This is a genomic window from Dietzia sp. ANT_WB102 (assembly GCF_008369165.1).
In the GTDB taxonomy this organism is placed as follows: domain Bacteria; phylum Actinomycetota; class Actinomycetes; order Mycobacteriales; family Mycobacteriaceae; genus Dietzia.
In genome coordinates this window covers 571,822-595,644 of sequence record NZ_VOBA01000002.1, presented here as the reverse complement: position 1 = coordinate 595,644, position 23,823 = coordinate 571,822, and the positions used below count along the sequence as shown (strand labels likewise).

22 protein-coding genes are annotated in these 23,823 nt (G+C 67.8%); 1 reads left to right on the top strand and 21 read right to left on the bottom strand.

Translation table 11 applies throughout. From position 1 onward, the window contains the following. Positions 1-437 precede the first annotated feature (437 nt). The 20 genes from tyrS to infC all read right to left on the bottom strand — a co-directional run bounded on the left by tyrS (position 438) and on the right by infC (position 19,914). Positions 438-1,709, bottom strand: a complete 1,272-nt coding sequence (gene tyrS / locus FQ137_RS14435; RefSeq protein ID WP_149293270.1) for a tyrosine--tRNA ligase — start codon at positions 1,707-1,709, stop codon at positions 438-440. Between the two features lie 5 nt (positions 1,710-1,714). Next, positions 1,715-2,347, bottom strand: a complete 633-nt coding sequence (locus FQ137_RS14430) for a DNA-3-methyladenine glycosylase (protein WP_149293335.1) — start codon at positions 2,345-2,347, stop codon at positions 1,715-1,717. Positions 2,348-2,427: 80 nt separating this feature from the next. Then, the gene (locus FQ137_RS14425) at positions 2,428-2,649 is read right to left on the bottom strand and encodes a Trm112 family protein (RefSeq protein WP_149293269.1); all 222 of its coding nucleotides are present in this window, start codon (positions 2,647-2,649) and stop codon (positions 2,428-2,430) included. 5 nt (positions 2,650-2,654) lie between these two features. Next, the gene (gene argH, locus FQ137_RS14420) at positions 2,655-4,094 is read right to left on the bottom strand and encodes an argininosuccinate lyase (RefSeq protein WP_149293268.1); all 1,440 of its coding nucleotides are present in this window, start codon (positions 4,092-4,094) and stop codon (positions 2,655-2,657) included. After that, complete coding sequence (locus FQ137_RS14415) at positions 4,091-5,290, bottom strand: argininosuccinate synthase (protein ID WP_149293267.1); 1,200 nt, start codon at positions 5,288-5,290, stop codon at positions 4,091-4,093. Before FQ137_RS14415 ends, argH begins: the two co-directional genes overlap by 4 nt. Before the next feature lie 57 nt (positions 5,291-5,347). Then, complete coding sequence (locus FQ137_RS14410) at positions 5,348-5,845, bottom strand: arginine repressor (RefSeq protein ID WP_149293266.1); 498 nt, start codon at positions 5,843-5,845, stop codon at positions 5,348-5,350. Beyond that, positions 5,842-6,816, bottom strand: coding sequence for an ornithine carbamoyltransferase (gene argF / locus FQ137_RS14405; RefSeq protein ID WP_149293265.1), 975 nt, complete (start codon positions 6,814-6,816; stop codon positions 5,842-5,844). Before argF ends, FQ137_RS14410 begins: the two co-directional genes overlap by 4 nt. Beyond that, positions 6,813-8,018: an acetylornithine transaminase gene (locus FQ137_RS14400; RefSeq protein WP_149293334.1), complete on the bottom strand. Its 1,206-nt coding sequence runs from the start codon at positions 8,016-8,018 to the stop codon at positions 6,813-6,815. Before FQ137_RS14400 ends, argF begins: the two co-directional genes overlap by 4 nt. Positions 8,019-8,023: 5 nt before the next feature. Further along, positions 8,024-8,959: an acetylglutamate kinase gene (gene argB / locus FQ137_RS14395; protein ID WP_188065053.1), complete on the bottom strand. Its 936-nt coding sequence runs from the start codon at positions 8,957-8,959 to the stop codon at positions 8,024-8,026. 1 nt (position 8,960) lies between these two features. Further along, positions 8,961-9,449, bottom strand: a complete 489-nt coding sequence (locus FQ137_RS14390) for a hypothetical protein (protein WP_149293264.1) — start codon at positions 9,447-9,449, stop codon at positions 8,961-8,963. Then, positions 9,446-10,483: an N-acetyl-gamma-glutamyl-phosphate reductase gene (argC, locus tag FQ137_RS14385; protein ID WP_149293263.1), complete on the bottom strand. Its 1,038-nt coding sequence runs from the start codon at positions 10,481-10,483 to the stop codon at positions 9,446-9,448. Before argC ends, FQ137_RS14390 begins: the two co-directional genes overlap by 4 nt. Before the next feature lie 93 nt (positions 10,484-10,576). Then, positions 10,577-11,359 carry a DUF2786 domain-containing protein gene (locus FQ137_RS14380; protein WP_149293262.1) on the bottom strand — a complete coding sequence of 261 codons (783 nt, stop codon included), beginning with the start codon at positions 11,357-11,359 and terminating at the stop codon, positions 10,577-10,579. A 91-nt stretch (positions 11,360-11,450) separates the two neighbouring features. Continuing rightward, positions 11,451-12,290, bottom strand: a complete 840-nt coding sequence (thiD, locus tag FQ137_RS14375) for a bifunctional hydroxymethylpyrimidine kinase/phosphomethylpyrimidine kinase (RefSeq protein ID WP_149293261.1) — start codon at positions 12,288-12,290, stop codon at positions 11,451-11,453. Beyond that, positions 12,283-14,817 (bottom strand): phenylalanine--tRNA ligase subunit beta, encoded by a 2,535-nt coding sequence (gene pheT, locus FQ137_RS14370; protein ID WP_149293260.1) that lies wholly within the window; start codon positions 14,815-14,817, stop codon positions 12,283-12,285. Before pheT ends, thiD begins: the two co-directional genes overlap by 8 nt. A gap of 43 nt (positions 14,818-14,860) precedes the next feature. Continuing rightward, positions 14,861-15,916, bottom strand: a complete 1,056-nt coding sequence (gene pheS / locus FQ137_RS14365) for a phenylalanine--tRNA ligase subunit alpha (RefSeq protein WP_149293259.1) — start codon at positions 15,914-15,916, stop codon at positions 14,861-14,863. A gap of 119 nt (positions 15,917-16,035) precedes the next feature. Beyond that, positions 16,036-17,697, bottom strand: a complete 1,662-nt coding sequence (locus FQ137_RS14360) for an ABC-F family ATP-binding cassette domain-containing protein (RefSeq protein WP_149293258.1) — start codon at positions 17,695-17,697, stop codon at positions 16,036-16,038. After that, positions 17,694-18,545: an RNA methyltransferase gene (locus FQ137_RS14355; protein ID WP_255584386.1), complete on the bottom strand. Its 852-nt coding sequence runs from the start codon at positions 18,543-18,545 to the stop codon at positions 17,694-17,696. Before FQ137_RS14355 ends, FQ137_RS14360 begins: the two co-directional genes overlap by 4 nt. Positions 18,546-18,556: 11 nt before the next feature. Beyond that, on the bottom strand, positions 18,557-18,937 hold the full coding sequence (gene rplT / locus FQ137_RS14350; RefSeq protein WP_007630820.1) for a 50S ribosomal protein L20: 381 nt from the start codon (positions 18,935-18,937) through the stop codon (positions 18,557-18,559). 69 nt (positions 18,938-19,006) lie between these two features. Then, positions 19,007-19,201, bottom strand: a complete 195-nt coding sequence (rpmI, locus tag FQ137_RS14345) for a 50S ribosomal protein L35 (RefSeq protein WP_149293257.1) — start codon at positions 19,199-19,201, stop codon at positions 19,007-19,009. Positions 19,202-19,293: 92 nt separating this feature from the next. Beyond that, complete coding sequence (infC, locus tag FQ137_RS14340) at positions 19,294-19,914, bottom strand: translation initiation factor IF-3 (RefSeq protein WP_149293256.1); 621 nt, start codon at positions 19,912-19,914, stop codon at positions 19,294-19,296. Between the two features lie 317 nt (positions 19,915-20,231). Between infC and FQ137_RS14335 the strand changes: the two genes are divergently transcribed. Continuing rightward, complete coding sequence (locus FQ137_RS14335; protein ID WP_149293255.1) at positions 20,232-20,633, top strand: DUF1844 domain-containing protein; 402 nt, start codon at positions 20,232-20,234, stop codon at positions 20,631-20,633. 47 nt (positions 20,634-20,680) lie between these two features. On the opposite strand, the gene uvrA is transcribed toward FQ137_RS14335, so the two are convergent. Beyond that, the gene (uvrA, locus tag FQ137_RS14330; RefSeq protein WP_149293254.1) at positions 20,681-23,713 is read right to left on the bottom strand and encodes an excinuclease ABC subunit UvrA; all 3,033 of its coding nucleotides are present in this window, start codon (positions 23,711-23,713) and stop codon (positions 20,681-20,683) included. Positions 23,714-23,823 lie beyond the last annotated feature (110 nt).

The window sequence follows — 23,823 nt, the reverse complement described above, 5'->3', positions numbered from 1 at the left end:
CGCAACCAAACAAAAAATTTGGCACTATCACAAACAAAACACACTGTTGAGTTCTCAAACAACACCCACACACCGACCCCCAGCCATCCGAAGACAACCAGCTCGCGGGGCATTCCGCCACCCACTCAGGGCAACTTCTCCAGTGTAGCAGCACAACCGGCCAATCCTGAAACCGGCTGGTTTCCTGCTAACGGGATCGTCGCACTCTCTCGAGGGCAGCTTCTCCACCTTAGCTGTCCGAACCTGCCGTGTCCAACCGGCTTGCTCTTCCTGCTACCGAAGCTTGTCACTTGGGCGTCCCCGGCCTCTCGGCCCGGGCCGCTCTCGGCGACGTCCAATAAGTTACGCAGACGTGAATGGAAACGCAAACCCGCAGGTGAACCCACTGAAAGCACGAAGGCGCCGGGATCACCGGCGCCTTCGTCGCTCTTCGCGGCTCAGTTGACCCTGACGCCGGCAAAGCTCTTCTTGCCACGCCGCAGTACCAACCATGAGCCGTGAAGGAAGTCAGCCGCCGTCGGTGTCCACTCCGGATCCGAGACACGCTCGTTGTTGACGTACGCGCCGCCCTCTCCGACCGCGCGACGTGCCGCGCCCTTGCTCTCGCAGAGACCAGAGGCCGCCAGGAGATCGACGATCGTAGCGGGATCTTCTCGGCCGACCTCAACCGTTCCGGCGTCGTCGAGCGCCGCCGCGAGGGTGGCCTCGTCAAGGCCGGAGATTTCGCCTCGACCGAAAAGTGCCTGCGCGGCGGCTTGGACCGACTCGGTCGCTGCGACTCCGTGCACCAGGGTCGTCATCTCCTCGGCGAGTCGCTTCTGCGCCGACCGCAGATGAGGCTTCTCCCGTGTCAGTTCTTCAAGCTCGTCGATCTCGTCCTTCCCGAGGAAGGAGAACCACCGCAGGTAACGCACCACGTCGGCGTCGGTGGTGTTGAGGAAGTACTGGTACCACGTGTAAGGGCTCGTCATCGCGGGATCGAGCCAGAGGCTCCCGCCGCCAGTGGACTTCCCGAACTTTTTTCCATCCGAGGAGGTCACCAGGGGCACCGTCATCGCGTGCACGACTTCCCCGTCGATTCGGCGGTTCAGATCAACACCGCCCACGATGTTGCCCCACTGGTCGGAACCCCCGATCTGCAACGTGCAGTCCATGTTGCGTCGCAGCTGCACGAAGTCGTTCGCCTGCAGGAGCATGTAAGAGAACTCAGTGAACGAGATGCCCTCACCTTCCAGGCGACGCTTGACAGTGTCGCGGCCCAGCATCGTGTTGAGGGAGAAGTGCTTGCCGACGTCGCGGAGGAACTCGATGACGGTCATATGCCCGGTCCACTGCATGTTGTTGACTACGCGTGCCCCGGTGGTGCTCTCGGTGAGGTCGACGAACCGTTCGAGTTGGCCGGCTATCCGCTCGGTCCACTCCGCCACGGTGTCGGATGTGTTCATGACCCGCTCCCCCACGTCACGGGGATCCCCTATCATGCCGGTCGCGCCGCCAGCCAGCACGATCGGACGGTGTCCGGCCAACTGGAATCGGCGCAGGGTCAACAGGGGGATGAGGTGACCGGCGTGCAAGCTCGGGCCTGTCGGGTCGAACCCACAGTAAAGCGACACCGCTCCCTCATCGAGATGCGATCGGAGAGCATCGAGGTCGGTCGACTGGGCGATCAGCCCGCGCCACTGCAGTTCATCGAGGATGTTGTTGGTCACGACTGTCATTGTCCCCCATCACGGCGCCCGGCCACCACGGGGCGGGTGACCTGCGGTGCCCGCGGGCTGCGTCGGTAAGCCGAGACCTCCCGCGCGCCGGCTACCCAAAATCGCCACGGCCGGTCCGCCTCACGGGAGACACCGACCCGGGGGCCGGACCGGATGCGATCCACGGTGACCGGTTCCGGTCGGAAGGTCACCGACGACGACGGATCCAGCACGTCGATGCCTCGCATCGCCAAGTCGATATCGAGCGTCTTGCCGAGATTTCCGGGACCGCGAGCTGCTCTCTCCGTCCCTATGCCAGGCCTCCGGGTGCCCACCAACTCGTACCCGTCCTCGACGCGCGCAGCCCTGAGCAGGACGCCCCCACCCTCCCCCGCTGGCCGACACGTGATGTTCACGCACTGGTGGATCCCATGACTCAGGTAGACGTACAGGTGGCCGGCGTCCCCGAACATCACCTGATTCCGGGGGGTGGGGCCCCGCCAGGTGTGGGCGGCAGCATCGGGGAAGTGGGAATCAGGCGGGCCCCCGTAGGCCTCTACCTCCAGAATCCGTACCGAGACCGAACCGTGGGACAGCACTCCACCGAGCAGAGCACGTGCCGCAACATCCGGGGAGGCGGCCCGCAGCATTGCGCGGAACCGGTCTCCATCTACGCTGCCCGCCGGCCCGGACCGGTCGTCCAGGGGGCTCACCCCGTCGTCCAGAGGGCTCACCCTTCGGCGCCTCCACCTGCCTGGGCGACGAAGTCCGCGTGCTCGGCGTCGTCAACCTGGCGGGACTCGTCGACAAGCAGTACCGGGATGCCGTCGTCGATACGGTAGGCCCGGCGCAGGCGCGGGTTGTACAACGTCTCCGATCCCACAAGCAGGAGCGGCCCCTTGTCCTCGGGGCAGGCGAGGATCTCGAGCAGACGTGCGTCGATGACGGACATGGCGCTCACCCTACCCAGCCGGCGAACTCATCGCGGATCTCGCCCAGGCGCCTGCGCTGCTCGGCCACTGCGTCCCCCGCAGTGCCTCCCCGTGCGTTCCTCGACGCGATCGACCCGGTAACGGTGAGGACCTCACGTACCGCCGGCGTCAGCGCGGGGTCCACCGCGGCCAACTCGTCGTCGTCCAACTCGTCGAGCCCGACGCCGCGTTTTTCGGCCACGCGCACGCACTCCCCCGCCGCCTCATGGGCGACCCGGAACGGAACGCCCTGCCGGACCATCCACTCGGCGATATCAGTGGCCAGTGTGAACCCGGCCGGAGCGAGCTCGGCGAGTCGCGCCGGATGGAATTCCAGCGTGGCGACGAGTCCGGCCATAGCCGGCAGCAGCAGATCCAGCTGAGCCACCGAATCGAAGACCGGTTCCTTGTCCTCCTGCAGGTCACGGTTGTAGGCCAATGGCTGAGCCTTGAGCGTCGCCAGCAAGCCCGTCAGGTTCCCTATCAGACGACCGGTCTTTCCCCGCATCAGCTCGGCCACGTCCGGGTTCTTCTTCTGCGGCATGATCGAGCTGCCCGTCGACCACTCATCGGCCAACGTCACGTAGCCGAACTCCGGCGTCGACCACGCGATGATCTCCTCGGCGAGGCGAGACAGGTCGACGGCGATCTGCGCGAGAACGTACGACGCCTCGGCAGCGAAATCGCGGGAGCTGGTCGCGTCGATCGAGTTGTCGGCCGCGCGGTCGAAGCCCAGCTCGGCGGCGATCGCATCCGGGTCCAACCCGAGCGACGACCCCGCCAACGCCCCCGACCCGTAAGGCGACACCGCCAGACGGCGATCCAGGTCACGAATCCGGTCGAGGTCACGAAGCAGTGGCTGGGCGTGTGCCAGCAACTGATGTGCGAGGAGGACCGGCTGGGCCGCCTGGAAGTGGGTCTTACCCGGCATCACTGTCTCCGGGTGGGCGTCAGCCTGGCCGACGAGCGCGTCGATCACGTCGAGAACCCCCGCCGCGACCGCCCGCACGGCATCGCGGAGCCACATCCGGAAGAGGGTGGCCACTTGGTCGTTGCGCGACCGGCCCGCACGGAGGCGCCCGCCCACCTCGGGGCCGACCCGCTCGATCAGACCGCGCTCGAGGGCGCCGTGGACGTCCTCGTCGGACTCTGCCGGGACGTAAGCACCGGAATCGACATCCGCGGCGAGGCGATCCAACCCGTCGAGCATTGCGTCCAGGTCGGGCCCGGTAAGCAGACCCGCACGGTGGAGGACCCGGGCGTGCGCCTTGGACGCCCGGATGTCGTACGGGGCCAGCTCCCAGTCGAAGTGAGTGGACTTACTCAACGCGGCCATGGCCTCCGTCGGCCCACCGGCGAAGCGGCCGCCCCACAGTGCGCCCGTATTCGTGCCGTGCCGGCTGGCATGGTCCTGCCCCGCACTCACAGGCCGAGGTCCCGCTTGGCAGCGATCTTCGAGCTCAGGCCGTGGAGGTTGACGAACCCCTTCGCGTAACTCTGGTCGAACGAGTCCCCCTCGTCGTAGGTGGCCAGGTTGAAGTCGTAGAGCGACTTGTCGGAGCGACGGCCGTTGACGGTGATCGAGCCACCGTGCAGAACCATCCGGATGTCGCCCGACACGTACTCCTGGGTGTTGTCGATGAAGGCGTCCAGCGCGTACTTGAGGGGGGAGAACCACAGCCCGTCGTAGACCGCATTGGACCAGGTGTCCGACACGCCGGACTTGTAGCGAGCGACCTCGCGCTCGAGCGTGACGTCCTCGAGGGCCTTGTGCGCGGTGATGAGGATCATCGCGCCCGGCGCTTCATACACCTCGCGGCTCTTGATGCCCACCAACCGGTCCTCGACCATGTCAAGACGGCCGACACCCTGCGCGCCGCCACGACGGTTGAGTTCCTCGATCGCCTCGAGGACGCTCACGGGGCGGCCGTCGATCGCGACGGGCACGCCCTGCGAGAAGGTCACCGTGACCTCATCGGGCGCTGCGAAATTGATCGTGGGGTCCTCGGTGTAGTCGTAGACGTCCTTGGTCGGGGCGTTCCACAGGTCCTCCAGGAAGCCCGTTTCCACGGCACGACCCCAGACGTTCTGGTCGATGGAGAACGGCGACTTCTTGGTGACGTTGATGGGGATCTCGTTCTGTTCGGCGAACTCGATTGCCTTTTCACGTGTCCAGGCGTAGTCCCGCACAGGCGCGATCACGTCGAGGTCAGGCGCCAGGGCGCCGAAACCGACCTCAAAACGGACCTGGTCGTTGCCCTTACCCGTGCAGCCGTGTGCCACGGACGTTCCGCCGTGCATCTTGGCGGCCGTGACTAGGTGCTTGACGATGAGTGGACGGGAAATCGCGGAGACCAGCGGGTACTCACGCATGTACAGGCCGTTGGCCTTGATCGTGGGCGCGCAGTACTCCTCCGCGAACTCATCGCGGGCATCAACGACCACCGATTCCACGGCACCACAGTCGAGTGCGCGCTGCCGGACGGTATCCATATCTTCACCGCCCTGGCCCAGGTCGATGGCCACGGCGACGACCTCGGCGCCGGTCTCCTTACCGATCCAGCTGATGGCGACAGAGGTATCGAGTCCGCCGGAGTAGGCGAGGACGACGCGATCGGACATGGTGTTCTCCTTGGGGTGTGGGGTCTGTTTCTAGGGGTGTGTCGGTGTGCGGGCCGGTCAGAGCTGGCGCCGCGCCAGCCCGGACAGTCGATCCGCGAGCTCAGCTCCGGTGACTGGTTCGCGGGCCATCACGAATATGGTGTCATCCCCCGCAATCGTGCCGACGACGTCGTCCGGGTTCGCCCGGTCGATCGCACTGGCGAGGAAGTTGGCCGCCCCGGGAGGCGTCCGCAGAACGGCGATGTTCCCGCTGTGGTCGGCCGAGACGAGGAGGTCGGCAAGTAGCTTTCCCAGACGATCGGTGCCTCCGGGAATCCCGGGAACGTGGCTGCCGTCCTCGGGGATCACGTAACGCCCTGCGCCGCCGTCAGCCGCGCGGAGCTTGACGGCCCCCAGCTCGTCGAGGTCGCGGCTGAGAGTGGCCACCGCGACCGCGATGCCCTCCTGAGCCAACGCCTCGGCGAGCTCTGTCTGACTGCGCACCGGGCGGCGGCGCAGGATCTCCACGATCCGTGCGTGCCGGGCCGTACGGCTGACCGAGCCAACGGCAGTCACGATTGCTCCAGAAGCCAGACGAGCAGTGCTTTCTGGGCGTGGAGACGGTTCTCGGCCTCGTCGAACACTCGGCTGCGCGGACCGTCGATCACCTCGGCGGTGATCTCCTTGCCCCGGTAGGCAGGCAGACAGTGCAGAACGATCACGTCGTCCGAGGCCCGGTCCACGGCCCCCTGGCTCAGCTGATAATCCGCCAGATCCCGCAGCCGCTCGGCTGCGGCGTCCTCCATGCCCATGGACACCCACGTGTCGGTGATCAGGACATCAGCGCCCTCCACGGCCGAGTCGAGGTCGGTCGTGATGGTCACCGAACCGCCGGTTTCGGTCGCGATCCGCTCGGCATCGGCGACCACCTCCCCAGTGGGCTGGTACCCCCTGGGGGCGGCGATCGTGATGTGCATGCCAGCGGTGACGAACCCGAGGAGGTAGGAGTGCCCCATGTTGTTGGCCCCGTCCCCCAGGTACACCGCCCGAAGGCCCGCGGTGCGGCCGAAGCTCTCACGGATGGTGAGCAGATCGGCAAGTATCTGGCAGGGATGGAACTCGTCACTCAGGGCGTTGACGACGGGAACGTCCGAGTGTGCGGCGAGTTCGACGAGACCGTCCTGGGAGTAGGTGCGCCAGACGATCGCCTCGACGTAGCGTGACATCACCCGGGCGGTGTCGGAGAGGGTCTCGCCCTTGCCCATCTGCGTGGAGCCCGACTCGACCACGATGGCGTTCCCACCGAGTTGCGCGATCCCAGCGTCGAAGGAGAACCGGGTCCGGGTGGACGTCTTGTCGAAGATGACCGCGACCGAACGGGGACCTTCCAGTGGGCGAAAGGAGAACGGCGCGGCCTTGAGCTTCAGTCCGAGGTCGAGCACCTCGGCCTGCTCCCGGGGGCTGAGGTCGTCATCGCGCAAGAAGTGGCGAACCGCGGGGGGTGACGCTGTCGCGGTGGTCGACGAGGCCGCGGCCGGACCGGTCATGACGAGGACTCCTTCTGGGCTACGGTGTCGAGGATTCCGGGCAGTGCGGAGACGAACTCGGCGACCTGTTGTTCGGTGAGGATGAGCGGTGGGGCGAGGCGGACGACGTCCACGGTGGTGGCGCCGACCAGGTAGCCGGCCCCCCGCGCCGCCTCCTCGACGGCCTTCGCGACCGGAGCGGTGAGCACTACGCCGAGCAACAGACCCTGACCGCGTACGTGGTCGACCAGCGGGTGGTCGACGCACTCGATCTCGGCCGCGATGATCTTGCCCAGGCGGTCGACGTGCGCGACGAGATCCTCTGATTCGAGCGTGTCGAGCACTGCGAGAGCCGCGGCGCACGAGATCGGGTTCCCGCCGAAGGTGGTGCCGTGCTGTCCCGCGGTGAGCAGGTCGCCCGCGGCGCCGATGCCGAGGCACGCTCCGATCGGCAGGCCACCGCCGAGGCCTTTTGCCAGGGTGATCACGTCGGGCACGACCCCGGCCTTGCGGGAGGCGAACATCGTGCCGGTCCGGGCGATGCCCGTCTGGACCTCGTCGACGATCATGAGGACGCCGTGCTCAGTGCAGAGGGCACGGACGTCGGAGAGGAAGCTCTCCGGTGGTTCGACGACGCCGCCCTCGCCCTGGAGTGGCTCGATGATCACGGCGGCCGTGTCGTCCGGAGCGCTCTCCACGAGTGTGGTCAGGGCGTCGATGTCGCCGTACGGGAAGAACTCGACGCCGGCGGGCATCGGTTCGAACGGTGCGCGTTTGGCTGGTTGACCAGTCATCGCCAGCGCCCCCATCGTCCGGCCGTGGAAGCCGTTCTCCGCGGCCAGGATGCGCGGGCGGCCCGTCCTCCGGGCGATCTTGAACGCGGCTTCGTTGGCCTCGGTACCCGAGTTGCAAAAGAACGAGCGCACCGGTTGGTCCACGGCCAACAGGGACTCGAGGCGCTCGGCCAACTCGACCACTCTGGGGTGGACATACAGGTTGGACACGTGCCCGAGCTCGGCGACCTGACGACTGACCGCATCGATAACAGCCGGGTGGGCGTGGCCGAGCGAGTTCACGGCGATCCCGCCGAGGAGGTCGAGGTACTCACGACCGTCGGACGCCGTGAGGGTCGCGCCGCTGCCCGAGACCAACTCGAGCGGCGGCGTGCCGTAATTGCGCATGAGTGCGGTGTCCCACCGTGAGGTGAGAGTGGAGGTGTCCATGTTGTTCACTTGTCGGCTCCTACTGGTGACCGGGTTTCGTGGTTGCCCTCGGTGACCATCGTCCCGATGCCCCCTTCGGTGAGAATCTCGAGCAACACGGAGTGTTCGACGCGTCCGTCGATGACGTGCGCGGCATGTACCCCACCCTGCACCGCACGCAGGCAGGCCTCCATCTTGGGGACCATCCCACTCTCGAGCGAGGGCAAGAGCCGCTCGAGGGGCTCGGTACCGAGGTGGGTCACGAGAGATGAACGGTCCGGCCAATCGGTGTACAGCCCCTCCACGTCTGTGAGGATGATCAACTTCTCCGCTCCCAGCGCCGCAGCGAGTGCGCCGGCCGCCGAGTCAGCATTGATGTTGTGCACGGTGCCGTCTGTGTCGGGCGCGATCGTTGACACCACCGGGATCCGGCCGGCCTCGATGAGGTCGAGGACCGCCCGCGGGTCGACCGCTTCCACGTCGCCGACCAGACCGATGTCGGTCGGTTCGCCATCGACTATTGCCGTCCGGCGGACCGCGGTGAACAGGCCCGCGTCCTCGCCGGAGATCCCGACCGCGTAGGGGCCGTGCGCGTTGATCAGACCGACGAGTTCGCGTCCGACCTGGCCGAACAACACCATGCGGACGACGTCCATCACCTCGGGGGTCGTCACGCGGAAGCCGCCGCGGAATTCGCCCTCCATCCCCAGACGGCCGAGCATCGAGGTGATCTGCGGGCCCCCGCCGTGGACCACGACGGGCTTGAGGCCGCAGGTGCGCAGGAACACCATGTCCGCCGCGAAGGCGGCCTTGAGGTCATCGTCCACCATCGCGTTGCCGCCGTACTTGACCACGACGATCTTGTCGTGGAACTTCTGTAGCCACGGCAGTGCCTCTGCGAGCACGCGCGCGCGGACGAACGGTGTCAGTTCAGTCGAACCATCGTTCATCACTGTGGTCATGTCATTTCTCTCCGGGCGTAGTGGTCAGCGTTGACGTTGGCAGAGTCAGGGTCACGTGGACATCGGCACCGCCGCGATGGCGGAATTGAAGCTCTGCTCCACCGCTGGTCGGAGTGGGTTCGGGCCACGGCGCATGATCGACGTCCGGACGGAAGACGAGTACCTCAATCGCGCCCGCGCGGACTCCTGAGCGCAGAGTGATGAACCGAGCCGTGTCCTCGGCAACGGAGTGCACAACTATGAAGTCCTCGCCGGGGTCGCCGAAGCCTGGCCCATCGAGCAGCACAACGGCACGGATCGACGGGACCTCGGCGCTAAGGGTGCTCCACTGGAGTTCAACGGCATCCCCGCCGCCCTGAACGTCCAGCGTGGCGGTCGTCCCTGCGGGAGCGACCCAGAACATCGCGTCGTTCTCGACCGGATCCCACCACATCTCCAGACCGTGGGCATGCCCGCCCGATGTCGCCCCGGGGAGCGGTTCCTCGATCACGGCGCGAGGCCGACCGTGCTGAGTCCGGCGGTCTCGGGGAGGCCGAGCGCGAGGTTCATCGACTGGATCGCACCGCCGGCCGTGCCCTTGGCGAGGTTGTCGATCGCCGCCGTGAACACCGCCCGCCCGGAGCGCTCGTCCACCTCGATGCCGAGTTGCACCGCGTTGGATCCGAGTACCGAGGCGGTCATCGGCTGCACGCCCGCGGGCAACACGTGGACGAACGGCTCGTCGTCGAACGCCTCCGAGTAGACCTTCCGCAACTGCTCGGCGCTGGCCGTGGTGGGAACCACGGCGGTGGTGAGGATGCCCCGGGCCATCGGCGCAAGGACGGGGGTGAAGCTCACCGACACCTCCGCGTCGGTGACGGCGCGGAGGTTCTGGGTGATCTCCGGCGTGTGCCGGTGGGTGGTGACACCGTAGGCCTTCGCCGAGCCCATGACCTCGGAGGCGAGCATCGGGACCTTGGCGGCCTTACCGGCGCCCGACGCACCGGTCACGGAGACAATCGTGATGGCGGAGGGGTCCACCAGACCGGCTGCGACAGCCGGGAACAGGGCGAGTGTGGCACCGGTGGGAAAACACCCCGGGACGGCGATGCGGCGCGTCGACCGCAGGGCATCGCGCGCCCCGGGGAGCTCGGGGAGGCCGTACGGCCAAGTGCCGGCGTGGTCGGAGCCGTAGTACGCCGACCAGTCCTCGGCGTCGGACAGTCGGAAGTCCGCACCTAGGTCGACGACGAGGACCTCCGGTCCCAGCTGCTCTGCGATGGCTGCGGAATGCCCGTGGGGCAGGCCCAGGACAACGACGTCGTGGCCCGCCAGGGTGTCCGGTCCGGTCTCGGCCAGGACTCGGTCGGCGAGGGGCAGCAGGTGCGGGTGATGCTCCCGCAGCGCTTGACCGGCGTTCGACCCGGCGGCGAGAGTGCCGATCTCCAACTCACCCTCCACGAAGGAGGGGTGCCCCAGCAGGAGGCGGAGGAACTCCCCGCCCGCGTAACCTGAAGCACCTGCGACCGCGACCTTGATTGCCATACGCACGAGTATGCATGAGTTTGCAATCTTTTGCATCTCCGGGGCTGGACGCCGGCGGCCCACCGCAGACGCGCACCGCTTCGCGGTTCGTCCTCAGGCCCCGAGCTGTCGACGACCACCCGAGAAGCGGCGCTGGCCGAGGTCCACCGAGCCGCCGACCCGGCGCCCCTCCTCGATCCCGGACGTGCCGACCCGCCTGCGGGCGCCACGGACGGCGGTCGGGAACCGGCGGCGAAGTTCGGCATCCGCGCGTTGCGAATCCGAACGCAGGACGAGCCCCGCGCCCGCGGCGTCCCGACTCTCCGCGACAGCGCCCCGCTCGGCGGCCTCCAGCCTCCTACCCACCTCGAACGCGAACCCGGTCATGAACGACTTGCGGTGTGTCACGGCGGAGACGCCCGGTGCGGGCCGCTGGCGGGCCGCAGCGGCGAGCATGACCCCGGTGAGAGCGCCCGCGAGCATGCCCACCCGCTCCACGTGGCGTCGAACCCCCACGATGTGCACGACGCGGGTGCCGTCCCCGCGAGCGGAAGTCACCGCGCGACAGTGCATGGCGGCGGAGAGGGCTGCAATCAGCCCCACCTGATCAGGTTGATATCGGCCGGAGATCACGTGGTCGAGGACCGCTACCTCGGCGACGGTGACATCCGGCCCGGTTCGCGCCAGCGCCTCGTCGACGCCGTACTTGGCGAGCAGCGCGTACGCCCGCTCGAGCAGGACCTCCGCCTCCGGCGTACCGGCCACGCTCTCGGCTTTGGCGAAAAGTTTGCGGACTCTCTCTAACGTCTTCTCCGCCGAGGGCTGCCCGACGGTATCGCCTCCGCCCCACGAGGTGGCGTGGGACGTGTTCTCGGAAGTGTTATGGGTGGTATTCACTGTCTGCTCCTGATCGTCTCGGCCGTCATGCGGAACCGATAGTCGCACAGGTGTGCGACACCAGCAGTGAGCCGAGGAGTGTCGTACCAGGTCAGCGGTGCAGGAACCACGTGTGGTCGAGGGGTCCCGAACCGCGGCCCACATCCAGTGTCAATCCGCCATGCAGGGCCCCGTCGATCCACGGGCGGACACGGCGGTACGCCGCCTCCCAGTCCTGCGTCCCGACCCTCGCGGTGGCCAGCGCCGAGGAGAGCGAGCAGCCGGTGCCGTGGGTATGCGGCGTGTCGACGCGGATGAACGGCAGACGCAGCGTCACGCGCCGGTTCCCCTCCGACTCCACCAGCACGTCCTCCGCACTACCGTCCTCCAAGTCGCCGGTCGTGGCGAGTACCGCGCAGCCGGTCTGCTCGTGCACGAGTTCGGCCTGCCCGACGATGGTCTCGATGTGCTCCGCGGGCTCGCCGCCACACAACACCGCGAGCTCGTCAACATTGGGCGTCACCAGATCGGCGAGCGGGACGAGGTCTCGCAGCATGCGCGCCGCACCCTCGCTGGCGAGCCGTCCACCGGTGGTGGCGACCATGACCGGGTCGAGCACGACGTGGGGAGGACGACGACGACGAAGCCACTCACCCACCGCCTCCACGAGCCCAGCTTCTCCGAGCATGCCGATCTTGACGGCGTCGATCGTCACATCGTCCGCCACGGCGTCGAGCTGGGCGATGACGGTGTCGACGGGCACAGGGTGCACGCCGGTCACTCCGACCGTGTTCTGGACGGTGACCGCGGTGACCGCGCCCATCCCGTACCCGCCCATCGCGGCGATCGTCTTGGTATCCGCGAGCATGCCCGCCCCACCGGACGGGTCGGTGCCCGCGATGCACAGGACCCGCGGAACCCGTGTCCCGGCCAGGCGCTCGTAGTCAGGCACGCAGGCTCGCCCCCACTGCCTTTGCCGCCGCCTCGACCGCCGCCGTGCGCCACCCGCTCGCCTCGTCCTCGGTGAGCGTGCGATCGTCGGCACGGAAGGTCAGTGCATACGCCAGCGACTTGCGCCCTTCCCCGAGTTGGGCTCCGGTGTAGACGTCGAAAAGGCGCACGCTCTCGAGTAGTTCCCCACCGCCCGCACGCAGGGCCCCCTCGACCTCCGCGGCGGGCACCGAGGCGTCCACGACGAGCGCGACGTCCTGGTTCACGGCCGGGTAGGCCGAGATGCTCGGGGCGGGCAGCACCTCCCGGGCGCCGATGGCGGTGAGGTCCAGCTCGACGGCGCACGCGCGGGCCGGCAGTCCGAGCCGCTCACACGCCGCCGGGTGCAGCTCGCCGGCGTGGCCGACCACCACATCGTCTCCCTCAACAGCGTCTGCCCCCGGAACGCCTGTCACGGCGGCGCGGACAAGCACTTCCACGCAGCGGCCCGGATGCCACGGCGCGTACTCCGCCGCCCGCACCTCGACCTCCGCGCCGAGAGCCCGTCCGACGATCCGGGCCGCCTCCACCGCATCGAGCGAGTCGGCTTCCCGGCCGGGTCCGAAGTGTCCTGCAGACACTCGCTTACCGGTGAAGAGAGCCGCCACGTGGAGTGGCTGCGCGGGCAGTGACGCCGCCAGCCGTTCCCGCTCCTGCGGAGTGGGCTCGCGGTCGACGGGCAGCATCTCCACCCCCGACGTGGTCGGAGTCCGGAACGCCACCTGCGCGACCGAGAACAGCGCCAGGTCGCGTGCGCCGCGCGTGATATTGCGCCGGGCGATCTCGACCAGTGAGGGGAGCAGCGTGGTCGCCAGATGCGCCTTGTCGCTCTCGAGGGGATTGACCACGGACATGGTGCCGCGGCGCTCGTCGTCGTCGTCCAGTCCCATCAAGTCGAACACCGACGGGTCACAGAACGGGGACGTCAGGACCTCCACATGCCCGGCCGCGGCCAAGGCGTGACCCACAGCGCGCCGACCGCGCTGGGCCGGGGTGAGCCCGCGGCCGGCGGGCGCGGTGGGCAACACCGAGGGGATATTCTCCAGACCTTCCAATCGCAGCACCTCCTCGACCAGATCCGCCGGGAGAGTCAGGTCGGGACGCCATGCAGGAGGGGTCACCTCGAGCAGCACCGCATCGTCACCAGCGACGGCACAGCCGATCTGCTCCAGCCGCCTGCGTGCTGTGCCAGTCGGGTACGCGACCCCCGCCACGCGGGACGGCCGTTCGGGATCGAACGCGATGGTCGGCATAGTGGGCGCCGAGCCGACGTCGGTGAGCGAGGGTTCCACGGTGCCGCCGGTGATCTCGGCGAGCAGCGTGGCCGCACGGTCGAGGGCCGCGATCGACGCCGCCGCGTCGACCCCACGCTCGTAGCGCTTGCCGGCCTCGCTGGGGAGCTTGTGCCGGCGGATGGTCCGGAACACCGCGAGGGTGTCCCACACGGCGGCCTCCAGCAGAACGTCGGTGGTCTGGTCAGACACCTCGGTGCTGGCGCCGCCCATGACACCGGCCATCGAGATCGGGCCACGGTCGTCGCAGATCACCACGTCCTCGGGGTCGAGCTTCCGCTCGACGTCGTCGAGAGTGGTGAGCGTCTCCCCCGCGCGGGCCCGGCGGACGGTGAGTCCACCCTGCAGGCGCGCTGCGTCGAACGCGTGCATCGGGTGGCCCAGCTCGAGCATGACGTAGTTCGTGACGTCGACGGCCGGCGAGATCGGACGCACGCCGGAGAGCAGCAGACGGCGCGCCATCCACCACGGCGTTCGCGCGGTCGGATCGACCCCGGTGACGCGGCGCAGAGCGAACCGCTGCGCGCCGGACTCCTCCGTCACCTCGAGTGGCCAGGTCTCCTTCTCCGACGGGAGTCCGAGCTCGACCGCAGGGTCCGCGAAGTCCAGATCGAAGCCGCACGCGAGTTCGCGGGCCAGCCCTCGCGCCGACAGGCAGTAGCCGCGGTCCGGGGTCACATTGAGTTCGATCACCGTGTCCCGCTCGCCGGCTCCGGCGGCCAGCACGGGCGCGGCCGGGTCCCCGGGATCGGCGGTGCCCTCAGCGAGGACGATAATTCCGCTGTGGTCGGAACCGATCCCCAGCTCGGAGGCCGAGCAGATCATGCCCTCACTCGGCTTGCCGTAGGTCTTGCGCTTGCCGATCTCGAACCCGCCCGGCAGGACGGTGCCCGGTAGCGCAACGACGACCAGATCACCTTCCGTGAAGTTCCGGGCTCCGCACACGATCTGCTGCAGCTCGTCGGCCCCAACGTCGACCAGGCAGAAGCGTATGGGCTTCTTGAAGCCCTCCAGCTCCTCGATGCTGCTGACCCGACCGATGGTGAGCGGGCCGGCGATCTCGGGCAGCTGCTCCGGCTCGCCCTCCACCTCGAGGCCGACGCGCACGAAACCGGCGTCGAGCTCGGCGGGGCTCACGGACCAACCGTCATTGGCCCGCTGCAGGATCTCGGTCAGCCAGGACTGCGCAATTCGCACTGTGGGGTCCTTCGTCTTCTGGGGTGGGAGTGGGTACGGCGGATCAGGAACGGATGCCGAAGGGCACGGAGAACCGCACGTCCCCCTCGACCATGTCCCGCATGTCGGACAGACCGTTGCGGAATTGCAGGGTGCGTTCCAGACCCATGCCGAACGCGAAGCCCGAGCACTCCTCGGGGTCAATGCCGCAGGCCGTGAGCACGTTGGGATGCACCATTCCGCAGCCGCCCCACTCGACCCAGCCGGCACCGCCCTTCTTGCGCGGGAACCACACGTCGACCTCGGCGGACGGCTCGGTGAAGGGGAAGTAGTTGGGCCGCATGCGGGTACGGGTCTCCGGACCGAACAGGGCGCGTGCAAACGCGTCGAGCGCCCCGCGCAGGTGCGCCATGGTCAGCCCCTTGTCGATCGCCAATCCCTCGACCTGGTGGAACACCGGGGTGTGGGTGGCGTCAAGCTCGTCCGTGCGGAACGTCCGGCCCGGGCAGGCCACGTAGATCGGCGGCTCCCGGTCGAGCATGGTGCGGATCTGCACCGGGGAAGTGTGGGTGCGCAGCACCTGACGGCTGCCTTCGGGCGCGATATGGAAGGTGTCCTGAAGCGTGCGCGCGGGGTGGTCGGGCAGGAAGTTCAGAGCGTCGAAGTTGTAGTGCTCGGCCTCTACCTCCGGCCCCTCCGTGATCTCCCAGCCCATGGCGACGAACACGTCCGAGACCTGCTCGGTGATGATCGTGATGGGATGCTGGGCACCCACCGGCGCCCGCCCCGACGGGACTGTCAGATCGAGGGTCTCGGCCACGAGTACCGCGGCGTCACGCTCGGCCTGGAGGTCTGCCAGGCGGGTGTCGTAGGCCTGCTGCACCCGGCCACGTGCCACGTTGACTGCCTTGCCTGCCGACGCCTTCTGCTCTTTGGGCAGGGCTCCGAGGCCTCGACGGCCCAGTGCGATCGGGCTGCGGTCACCGAGGTGTGCTGTCTTGGCTGCGGCCAGCGCCTCGAGGTCGGCGGCAGCGGCGAACGCGGCCTCTGCGTCCGCGGCGTACCGTGCCAGCGACTCCTCGTCGATCCGGACCTCGCCCGCGCCTGTGTCTTCACTCACCAGTGCCCTCGTCCTCCCCGTCACGCCGGTCTTCGCGACCGAGCCACCTCGACGCCCCAGACTAGTCGATCACTGGCCCCTCCCCCGCGCCCCCCGGCGCTGATCTGGCTAGTCCGCGGTCAGCGCCGCTCCCGCACCGATCCGGCGTCGACCAGCAGTTCGCGGGTCGCGCGGAACGCATCCCGCATCCGGCGATCGTGGGTGATGAGCAAGATGGTTCCGTCGAACGCGTCCACAGCCTGCTCGAGCTGCTCGATGGCCGGCAGGTCGAGGTGGTTGGTCGGCTCGTCGAGCACCAGCAGATTGACCCCGCGCTGTTGCAACAGTGCGAGGGCCGCCCGGGTCCGCTCTCCCGGCGAGAGCGACGCGCACGCGCGCGAGACGTGCTCGCCCCCGAGCCCGAACTTGGCCAGCAACGTGCGGGCCGCGGTGGGATCCAGTCCCGCCGGGTCGGCGGCCACACAGAACGTGTCCAGCAGCGGGTCAGGTCCGCCGAACTCCGAGCGTGCCTGGTCCACCGTGCCGGGTAGAACCCCAGAACCGCTGCTCGCGCGACCCGAGTCAACGGGACGCTCACCAGTGATGGCACCGAGGAGCGTGGATTTGCCGGAACCGTTGGATCCGCTGATGAGGATCCGGTCGCCGGCGTCGACCTGCAGGGTGACGGGGCCCAGGACGAAGTCGCCTCGGCGGACGATGGCATCGGCAAGTACCGCAACAACGGAACCGGACCGGGGTGCTGCCGCGATCTCCATCTGCAGTTCCCATTCCTTGCGCGGTTCCTCGACCACCTCGAGTCGCTCCATCGCCCGCTCGGACTGGGAAATCTTGGCGGCCTGCTTCTCGGACCGCTGGCCCGCCCGGTTTCTGATGTGCTTGTCGCGCTCGGCGTCTTTGCCGCCGGACTTGCGCATGGTGTTGCGCACGCCCTTGTCCAACCAGGTCTTCTGCGTCTGAACGCGTTCCTTGAGCTGATCCACCCGTCCCGAGTACTGCTCGTAGGCGTCACGTGCGCGTTGCCGTGCCAGCGCACGCTCGGCGAGGTATGCCTCGTACCCGCCGTCGAACACGGCGATCTGGCGCTGGGCGGAGTCCAACTCGACGATGCCGGTCACGCACCTGGCCAGGAACTCTCGATCATGGCTGACCACCACCATCGGGCGCCGTTCGGCCGCCATGAACTCCTCCAGGACGGCCAGTCCCGCCAGATCCAGGTCGTTGGTGGGTTCGTCCAGCAGCAGGATGTCGTACTGGCTGAGCAGCACAGCTGCGAGGTTCACGCGAGCGGCTTGCCCTCCCGACAGCGCGGACATCGGAAGGCCCAACACCGCGTCGTCGAGCCCTAGCCGTGTCGCGGTCACGGGGATCCGCTCGTCGAGATCGCCGCCTCCGAGCGCCAACCACCGCTCCAGGGCGTCGCCATACGCCTCCGCGGCAGCCTCGGATTCCGCCATCTGCTGCGCCAGGGCGTCCATCCGCGCCAGCGCGTCGGCGACACCGGTGACGCGGTGGAGAAAGCCGCGGACCACTTCATCGTCGTCGCGCTCCACCTCCTGCCGCAGGAGACCAACCGTGGCGTCCGGCGGGCTGACGAGGACGTGCCCGGTCATCTCGGCGACGGGGTCCCCGGCGAGAGCGTGGAGCAGCGTGGATTTGCCGGCACCGTTGGGCCCGGTAAGACCCCAGACGTCCCCCGGTGCGACGACGAGGTCGAGCCCGTCGAACAATGTCCGCGCGCCGCGGGTGGCGCCGACTCCGCGGGCGGTGAGGGTGGCGGTCATGATCCCGCCAGGAGCCGGGCGCTCGTATGGAGGCAGATGGAGGCAGCAGTCACGATGTTCAGGCTCTCGGCCCTTCCGCGGATGGGGATGCGGACGCGCAGGTCAGCGGCGTCAGCGAGGTGGTCTGGTATGCCGTGGGCCTCGTTGCCGAAGACCCACGCGGTCGGGTGGGCGAGTAGCTCGTCCGCTCGCTCGATGTCCACCTCACCGTCGGCGTCTGCGACCGCCACCTGGAGACCTAGCCTGTGCGCGTGGTCCATGAGGTCACTCTCCGGGATCCCTCGCACGACCGGGAGGTGGAACAGACTGCCCGCCGATGCGCGGACGGCCTTGGGATTCTCCGGATCGACCCCTCCGCCGGTGAGCCAGACCTCGTCGGCGCCGAGTGCGTCCGAAACCCGGACCAGTGTGCCCACGTTGCCGGGTTCGGCCAGCGCCTGACCGACGGCGACCAACCGGGGTGTCCGTGCCGCACCGCCGGTGTCCATACCCGCAGCGGCGGTGTGCACTACCGTGCGGCACACCGCGACGATCCCGGTCGGGGTGACCGTGTCCGACAGACCTCGGAGGGCCCGCGCTGTCGCCACGGACACCTGCACGCCGGAGGACCGGGCGACGTCGAGGAGGTCAGCGAATCGATCGAGGGCCTCCTCGGTGCAGAAGACCTCGACCGCTGCGCCGGTGGCCAGTGCGGCCTCGACGGAATTGGTGCCTTCGGCGAGGAAACGGCCGGACTTACGCCTGGCGGCGCTGCGGTGGAGTTTGGATGCGGAAACGACCCGCGGGGTCCGTTCGGTGAACGGATCCGCGGGTCGTCCCGTGCCCTGCAGGGGCGAAGTATTCGTCACATTCGGGCGTATCAGGCAGCCGGCGCGTTGACGTCAGCCGGCAGTGCCTTGCGCGCGACCTCGACCAACGCCGTGAAGGCGGCCGGGTCAGTGACGGCGAGGTCGGCGAGGACCTTGCGGTCGACCTCGACGCCCGCGAGCTTGAGGCCCTGGACGAAGCGGTTGTAGGTCATGTCGTTGGCGCGGGCCGCGGCATTGATCCGGGAGATCCACAGCTTGCGGAAGTCGCCCTTGCGCGCACGACGATCGCGGTAGCTGTAGGTCATCGAGTGGAGCATCTGCTCCTTGGCCTTGCGGTACAGCCGCGAACGCTGCCCCCGGTAGCCCTTGGTGGACTCGAGTACGGTCCGACGCTTCTTTTGGGCGTTGACGGCCCTCTTCACGCGTGCCACTGGTCAATCCTCACTGGTCTGGGTCGACCGCCTGCCGACGGTCGGAAAGTTCTTCGAAGCTAGGAGGGCTCAGAGCCCGAGGAGCCGCTTGATGCGGGGCACGTCGGCCGGGGCGACGTCCGTGCGGCCGTCGAGTCGACGGGTGCGCTTGGTGGGCTTCTTCTCCATGATGTGGCGGCGGTTGGCCTGCTGACGCACCAGCTTGCCGGTCCCGGTCTGGCGGAAGCGCTTGGCGGTGCCCTTGTGGGTCTTCATCTTCGGCATGATCGGTCTTCCTCACATGGTTCGTCCCGAAAGGCCCGGTGGGGTCTCGGGTGAGCGGACGGCGGGCGTCCGTGGTCTGGTCGGCGGAGGGACTATTCGGAAGCGGGGTCGGTGACCTTGGAGTCCTGCGCCTTGGCGCGGGTCTTGGCGCCGCGGTGGGGGGCGACGACCATGGTCATATTGCGGCCGTCCTGCTTGGCGCTGGTCTCCACGTATCCGTAGTCGGTGATGTCATCCGCCAGGCGCTGGAGCAGCCGGAACCCGAGCTCGGGCCGGGACTGCTCTCGACCGCGGAACATGATCGTGACTTTGACCTTGGAGCCCTTCTCCAGGAAACGGACGACGTTCCCCTTCTTGGTCTCATAGTCATGGGTGTCGATCTTGGGCCGGAGCTTCTGCTCCTTGACAACGGTCTGCTGCTGGTTCTTCCGCGACTCGCGCTCTTTCTGCGCCGCCTCGTACTTGAACTTGCCGTAGTCCATGATCTTGCACACCGGCGGGCGCGCGTTGGGCGCGACCTCGACGAGGTCCAGATCGGCCTCCAGGGCCAGACGAAGTGCATCTTCGACGCGAACGATCCCCACCTGCTCGCCCCCGGGGCCGACGAGTCGGACTTCGGGGACACGGATTCGTTCGTTGATACGTGCTTCGGCGCTGATGGGCCCTCCTCGGTAGTTACGGTGCTCTGTCCGCGGTCGCTTACGCGATCGCACAACCGCCCTCGAGGACCCCGGCCCGCCGGCCAGGCCGGTCAAAACCGAGAAGGCCCCTCGGTACGGCTACCGGGGGCCTCTCACTCCTCACCCGTCGGCGAAAAACTTCCGCGATCACTCGCAGCCCCTCGCCGGGGTGGTGACCATCAAACTGCCTCATGGCGTCGGATGGTGGGAGATCGGGCTCCTCTTGGACGATGGAACCCACTACGTAGCGGATTCCCACAGTCGATGTATGACTGTACCAGGCCCGAGCGTTGCCCCCAAACCGGTGTCTGGCCACACCATAGGTGACAGTCCGTGGGACAGTATTCTGCATGACCACCGACCAGCCCGCTTTCACCGATCAGCCTGCGGCCGAGAACCTGCTCGAGGGGCACCTCGACGCCCGAGAGGTCGAGATCGTCGACCTGGCCGATGTCTCCGCGCAGGAGATCATCTTTCGTTCGATCGTTGTTCTCATGAGCGCAGCCGCCGAAAAGCTGGGGCTCTCTGACGACGATCCATCCAAGAGTCCTCGCCTGGACCTCGATGAGTCTCGCAAACTCATCACTGCTCTCGCCGGGCTCGTTGCCGGGTCCGCCGAGCACCTGGGACCTCAGGCCAGGGTCGTGAAGGACGGCTTGCAGGGCCTGCAGCGCGCGTTCCGCGAGGCCAGCGCCTACCCCGACGAGCCCGGCGACGGCCCCGGCGAAAAGTTCACCGGCCCGGTCTACTGACCATGGGGCCCGGGCCGGGCGCGCCGGCCCGCCCGGGGACGGGTCGGTCAGCGTAGAGCGCGTGCTTTCCGCGCCGCCTTGGCCGCGCTCTTCTGCGCTGCGGTCGACGACTTCGCGGGAACCTTCGACACCGAAGCGCCCTTCGCGGAAGCACTCTTCCCAGACGGCCTCCCGGACGAAGCCTCGGGCTCCAGGGCATCCGGGGCCCCCGCATCCACGGCAGCCGACGGGAGCACCTCGGCCAGGAAGCGTCCAGTGTGGCTCTCTGGAACGGCGGCGACCTCCTCCGGAGTGCCCTGCGCGACGACGCTACCGCCGCCGGCACCGCCCTCAGGTCCCATGTCGATGACCCAGTCGGCGCTCTTGATGACATCGAGGTTGTGCTCGATAACGATGACTGTGTTGCCCTTGTCGACCAGTCCCTGGATCACCAGCAGAAGCTTGGTGATGTCCTCGAAGTGCAGGCCGGTGGTGGGCTCGTCGAGGACGTACACCGTCCGACCGCTTGACCGCTTCTGCAGTTCGGCCGCCAATTTGACCCGCTGGGCCTCACCTCCGGAGAGAGTCGGGGCAGACTGACCCAGCCGGACGTAGCCGAGTCCGACCTCCGTGAGGGTCTTGAGGTACCGGTGGATCGACGTGATTGGTTCGAAGAACTCGCACGCCTCCTCGATGGGCATGTCCAACACCTCGGCGATGGTCTTGCCCTTGTAGTGCACCTCGAGCGTCTCTCTGTTGTATCGCGCGCCGTGGCACACCTCGCACGGGACGTAGACGTCCGGCAGAAAGTTCATCTCGATCTTCAGCGTGCCGTCGCCCTGGCACGCCTCACACCGACCGCCCTTGACGTTGAACGAGAACCGGCCCTGCTTGTAACCGCGAACCTTTGCTTCGGTGGTGGCGGCGAACAGGGTGCGAATCTTGTCGAACACCCCGGTGTAGGTCGCCGGGTTCGAGCGGGGGGTGCGACCGATCGGAGACTGGTCCACCTGGACGAGCTTGTCGAACGCGTCCACGCCATCGATCCGCGAGTGACGACCGGGCACCTGCCGGGCCCGGTTGAGCTGGTTGGCCAGTGAGGTCGCCAGGATGTCGTTGACCAGGGTGGACTTCCCCGACCCGGAAACCCCGGTGACCGCGCACAGCACGCCCCCGGGGAACACCACGTCGACATTCTTGAGGTTGTTCTCTCGCGCACCCCGCACGTGCAGTCGCTTGTCTGGGCTCGGCTCGCGCCGCTTGTCCGGGATGGCGATCTGACGGCGGCCCGCGAGGTAGTCGCCGGTCAGCGATTCCTTGTTGGCCAGCAGTCCCTCGTAGTCGCCCGAGTGGACCACTCGGCCCCCGTGCTCACCAGCGAGTGGTCCGATGTCGACGATCCAATCCGCCGAACGGATGGTGTCCTCGTCATGCTCGACCACCAGCAGGGTGTTGCCGAGGTCGCGCAGCCGGACGAGGGTGTCGATGAGCCGGCGATTATCCCGCTGGTGCAGACCGATGGACGGCTCGTCGAGGACGTAGAGAACGCCCGCGAGGCCCGAACCGATCTGCGTGGCCAGTCGAATTCGCTGCGCCTCGCCACCGGACAGGCTTCCGGCGACGCGATCGAGCGACAGGTAGTCCAGTCCTACGTCAAGCAGGAAGCCCATCCGAGCCTGGATCTCCTTGAGGACTCGACCTGCGATCAGCGCCTGGCGGGAGTCGAGCTCGAGCCCGTCCAAGAATGCCGCGCAGTCCTCGACAGACATGCGACTGATGTCCGCGATCGAGCGCTCCTGGCCCCCGGGTCCGGCGAGGGTGACGGCGAGGATCTCCGGCTTGAGGCGCGTGCCGTTGCAGCCCGGGCACGGCACCTCGCGCATGTAACCCTGGTAGCGCTCCTTCTGCGACTCCGATTCAGTCTGCTCCAGGCGCCGCTTGAGGAAGGACATCACGCCTTCGAACTTCGCGTCGTAGGTCCGGACGCGGCCGAACCGGTTGCGGTACTGCACTCGGACCTTGGTCGGGGCACCGCCCATCACGGCCTTACGCACCTTCGCGGGCAGATCCTGCCATGGAGTGCGGAGGTCAAATCCCATATCGCCGGCGAGCCCGGTGAGGAGCTGCTGGAAGTAGTCGGCGCTCTGACCACCCGACCAGGGAGCGATCGCGCCGTCAGCGAGCGACCGTTCGGGGTCCGGCACGACCAGGTCTGGGTCCACCTCGAGATGGGAGCCGAGACCGTCGCACACGGGGCAGGCGCCGTAGGGGTTGTTGAAGGAGAACGCCCGGGGCTCCATGTCGTCCAGGGCGATGGGGTGTCCGTTGGGGCAGGCCATGTGCTCGGAGAACCTGCGGTGACGGGCGGGGTCCGACTCGTCGAGGTCGACGTACTCGATCACGATCACACCGTCCGCCAGACCTAACGCGGTCTCCACGGAGTCAGTGAGCCGTTGCCGCGAGGACGGCTTGGCCGCCAGCCGGTCCACGACCACTTCGATGTCGTGCTTCTCCTGCTTTTTCAGGGTCGGCGGCTCGGCGAGCGTGTGCAACTCCCCGTCGACCCGCACGCGGCTGTAGCCGTCCGCCGCGAGCTGGGCGAAGAGGTCGACGAACTCGCCCTTTCGCGTACGGACGACGGGGGCCAGCACCTGGAACCGTGCGCCCTGGTCCCCCTCGAGGATCTGGTCGACGATTTGCTGCGGGGTCTGACGGGAGACCACCTCCCCGCAGGTGGGACAGTGCGGAACACCCGCGCGGGCGTAGAGCAGGCGCAGGTAGTCGTGGACTTCAGTGATGGTGCCGACGGTCGATCGGGGGTTGCGGTTGGTCGACTTCTGGTCGATCGACACCGCCGGCGACAAACCTTCAATGAAGTCGACGTCCGGTTTGTCCATCTGTCCCAGGAACATCCGGGCGTAGGAGGACAGTGACTCGACGTAGCGGCGCTGCCCCTCGGCGAAGATGGTGTCGAACGCCAGCGAGGATTTGCCGGATCCCGACAGCCCTGTGAACACGATCAGCGAGTCCCTGGGGACGTCGATGTCCACGCCCTTGAGGTTATGCTCCCGTGCGCCGCGGACGACCAGACGGTCCACCATGGGTTCTCCTTCCGAGTCGGGAGGCCGCCACGTCACCGTGGCGAGAGCCGTACTTGCCGCATGGCTGCCGTTCCCGCAAACGAAGGTACCAACGAAGTACGACATGCTTC

What these genes read in the sequence shown, in the direction of transcription:
- FQ137_RS14430 (WP_149293335.1), bottom strand. Translation starts at nt 2,347, where the DNA reads ATGCTGCGGGCCGCCTCCCCGGATGTTGCGGCACGTGCTCTGCTCGGT.
- FQ137_RS14425 (WP_149293269.1), bottom strand. Translation starts at nt 2,649, where the DNA reads ATGTCCGTCATCGACGCACGTCTGCTCGAGATCCTCGCCTGCCCCGAG.
- FQ137_RS14415 (WP_149293267.1), bottom strand. Translation starts at nt 5,290, where the DNA reads ATGTCCGATCGCGTCGTCCTCGCCTACTCCGGCGGACTCGATACCTCT.
- argF (WP_149293265.1), bottom strand. Translation starts at nt 6,816, where the DNA reads ATGACCGGTCCGGCCGCGGCCTCGTCGACCACCGCGACAGCGTCACCC.
- FQ137_RS14400 (WP_149293334.1), bottom strand. Translation starts at nt 8,018, where the DNA reads ATGGACACCTCCACTCTCACCTCACGGTGGGACACCGCACTCATGCGC.
- argB (WP_188065053.1), bottom strand. Translation starts at nt 8,959, where the DNA reads ATGACCACAGTGATGAACGATGGTTCGACTGAACTGACACCGTTCGTC.
- argC (WP_149293263.1), bottom strand. Translation starts at nt 10,483, where the DNA reads ATGGCAATCAAGGTCGCGGTCGCAGGTGCTTCAGGTTACGCGGGCGGG.
- FQ137_RS14360 (WP_149293258.1), bottom strand. Translation starts at nt 17,697, where the DNA reads ATGACCGCCACCCTCACCGCCCGCGGAGTCGGCGCCACCCGCGGCGCG.
- rpmI (WP_149293257.1), bottom strand. Translation starts at nt 19,201, where the DNA reads ATGCCGAAGATGAAGACCCACAAGGGCACCGCCAAGCGCTTCCGCCAG.
- FQ137_RS14335 (WP_149293255.1), top strand. Translation starts at nt 20,232, where the DNA reads ATGACCACCGACCAGCCCGCTTTCACCGATCAGCCTGCGGCCGAGAAC.
- uvrA (WP_149293254.1), bottom strand. Translation starts at nt 23,713, where the DNA reads ATGGTGGACCGTCTGGTCGTCCGCGGCGCACGGGAGCATAACCTCAAG.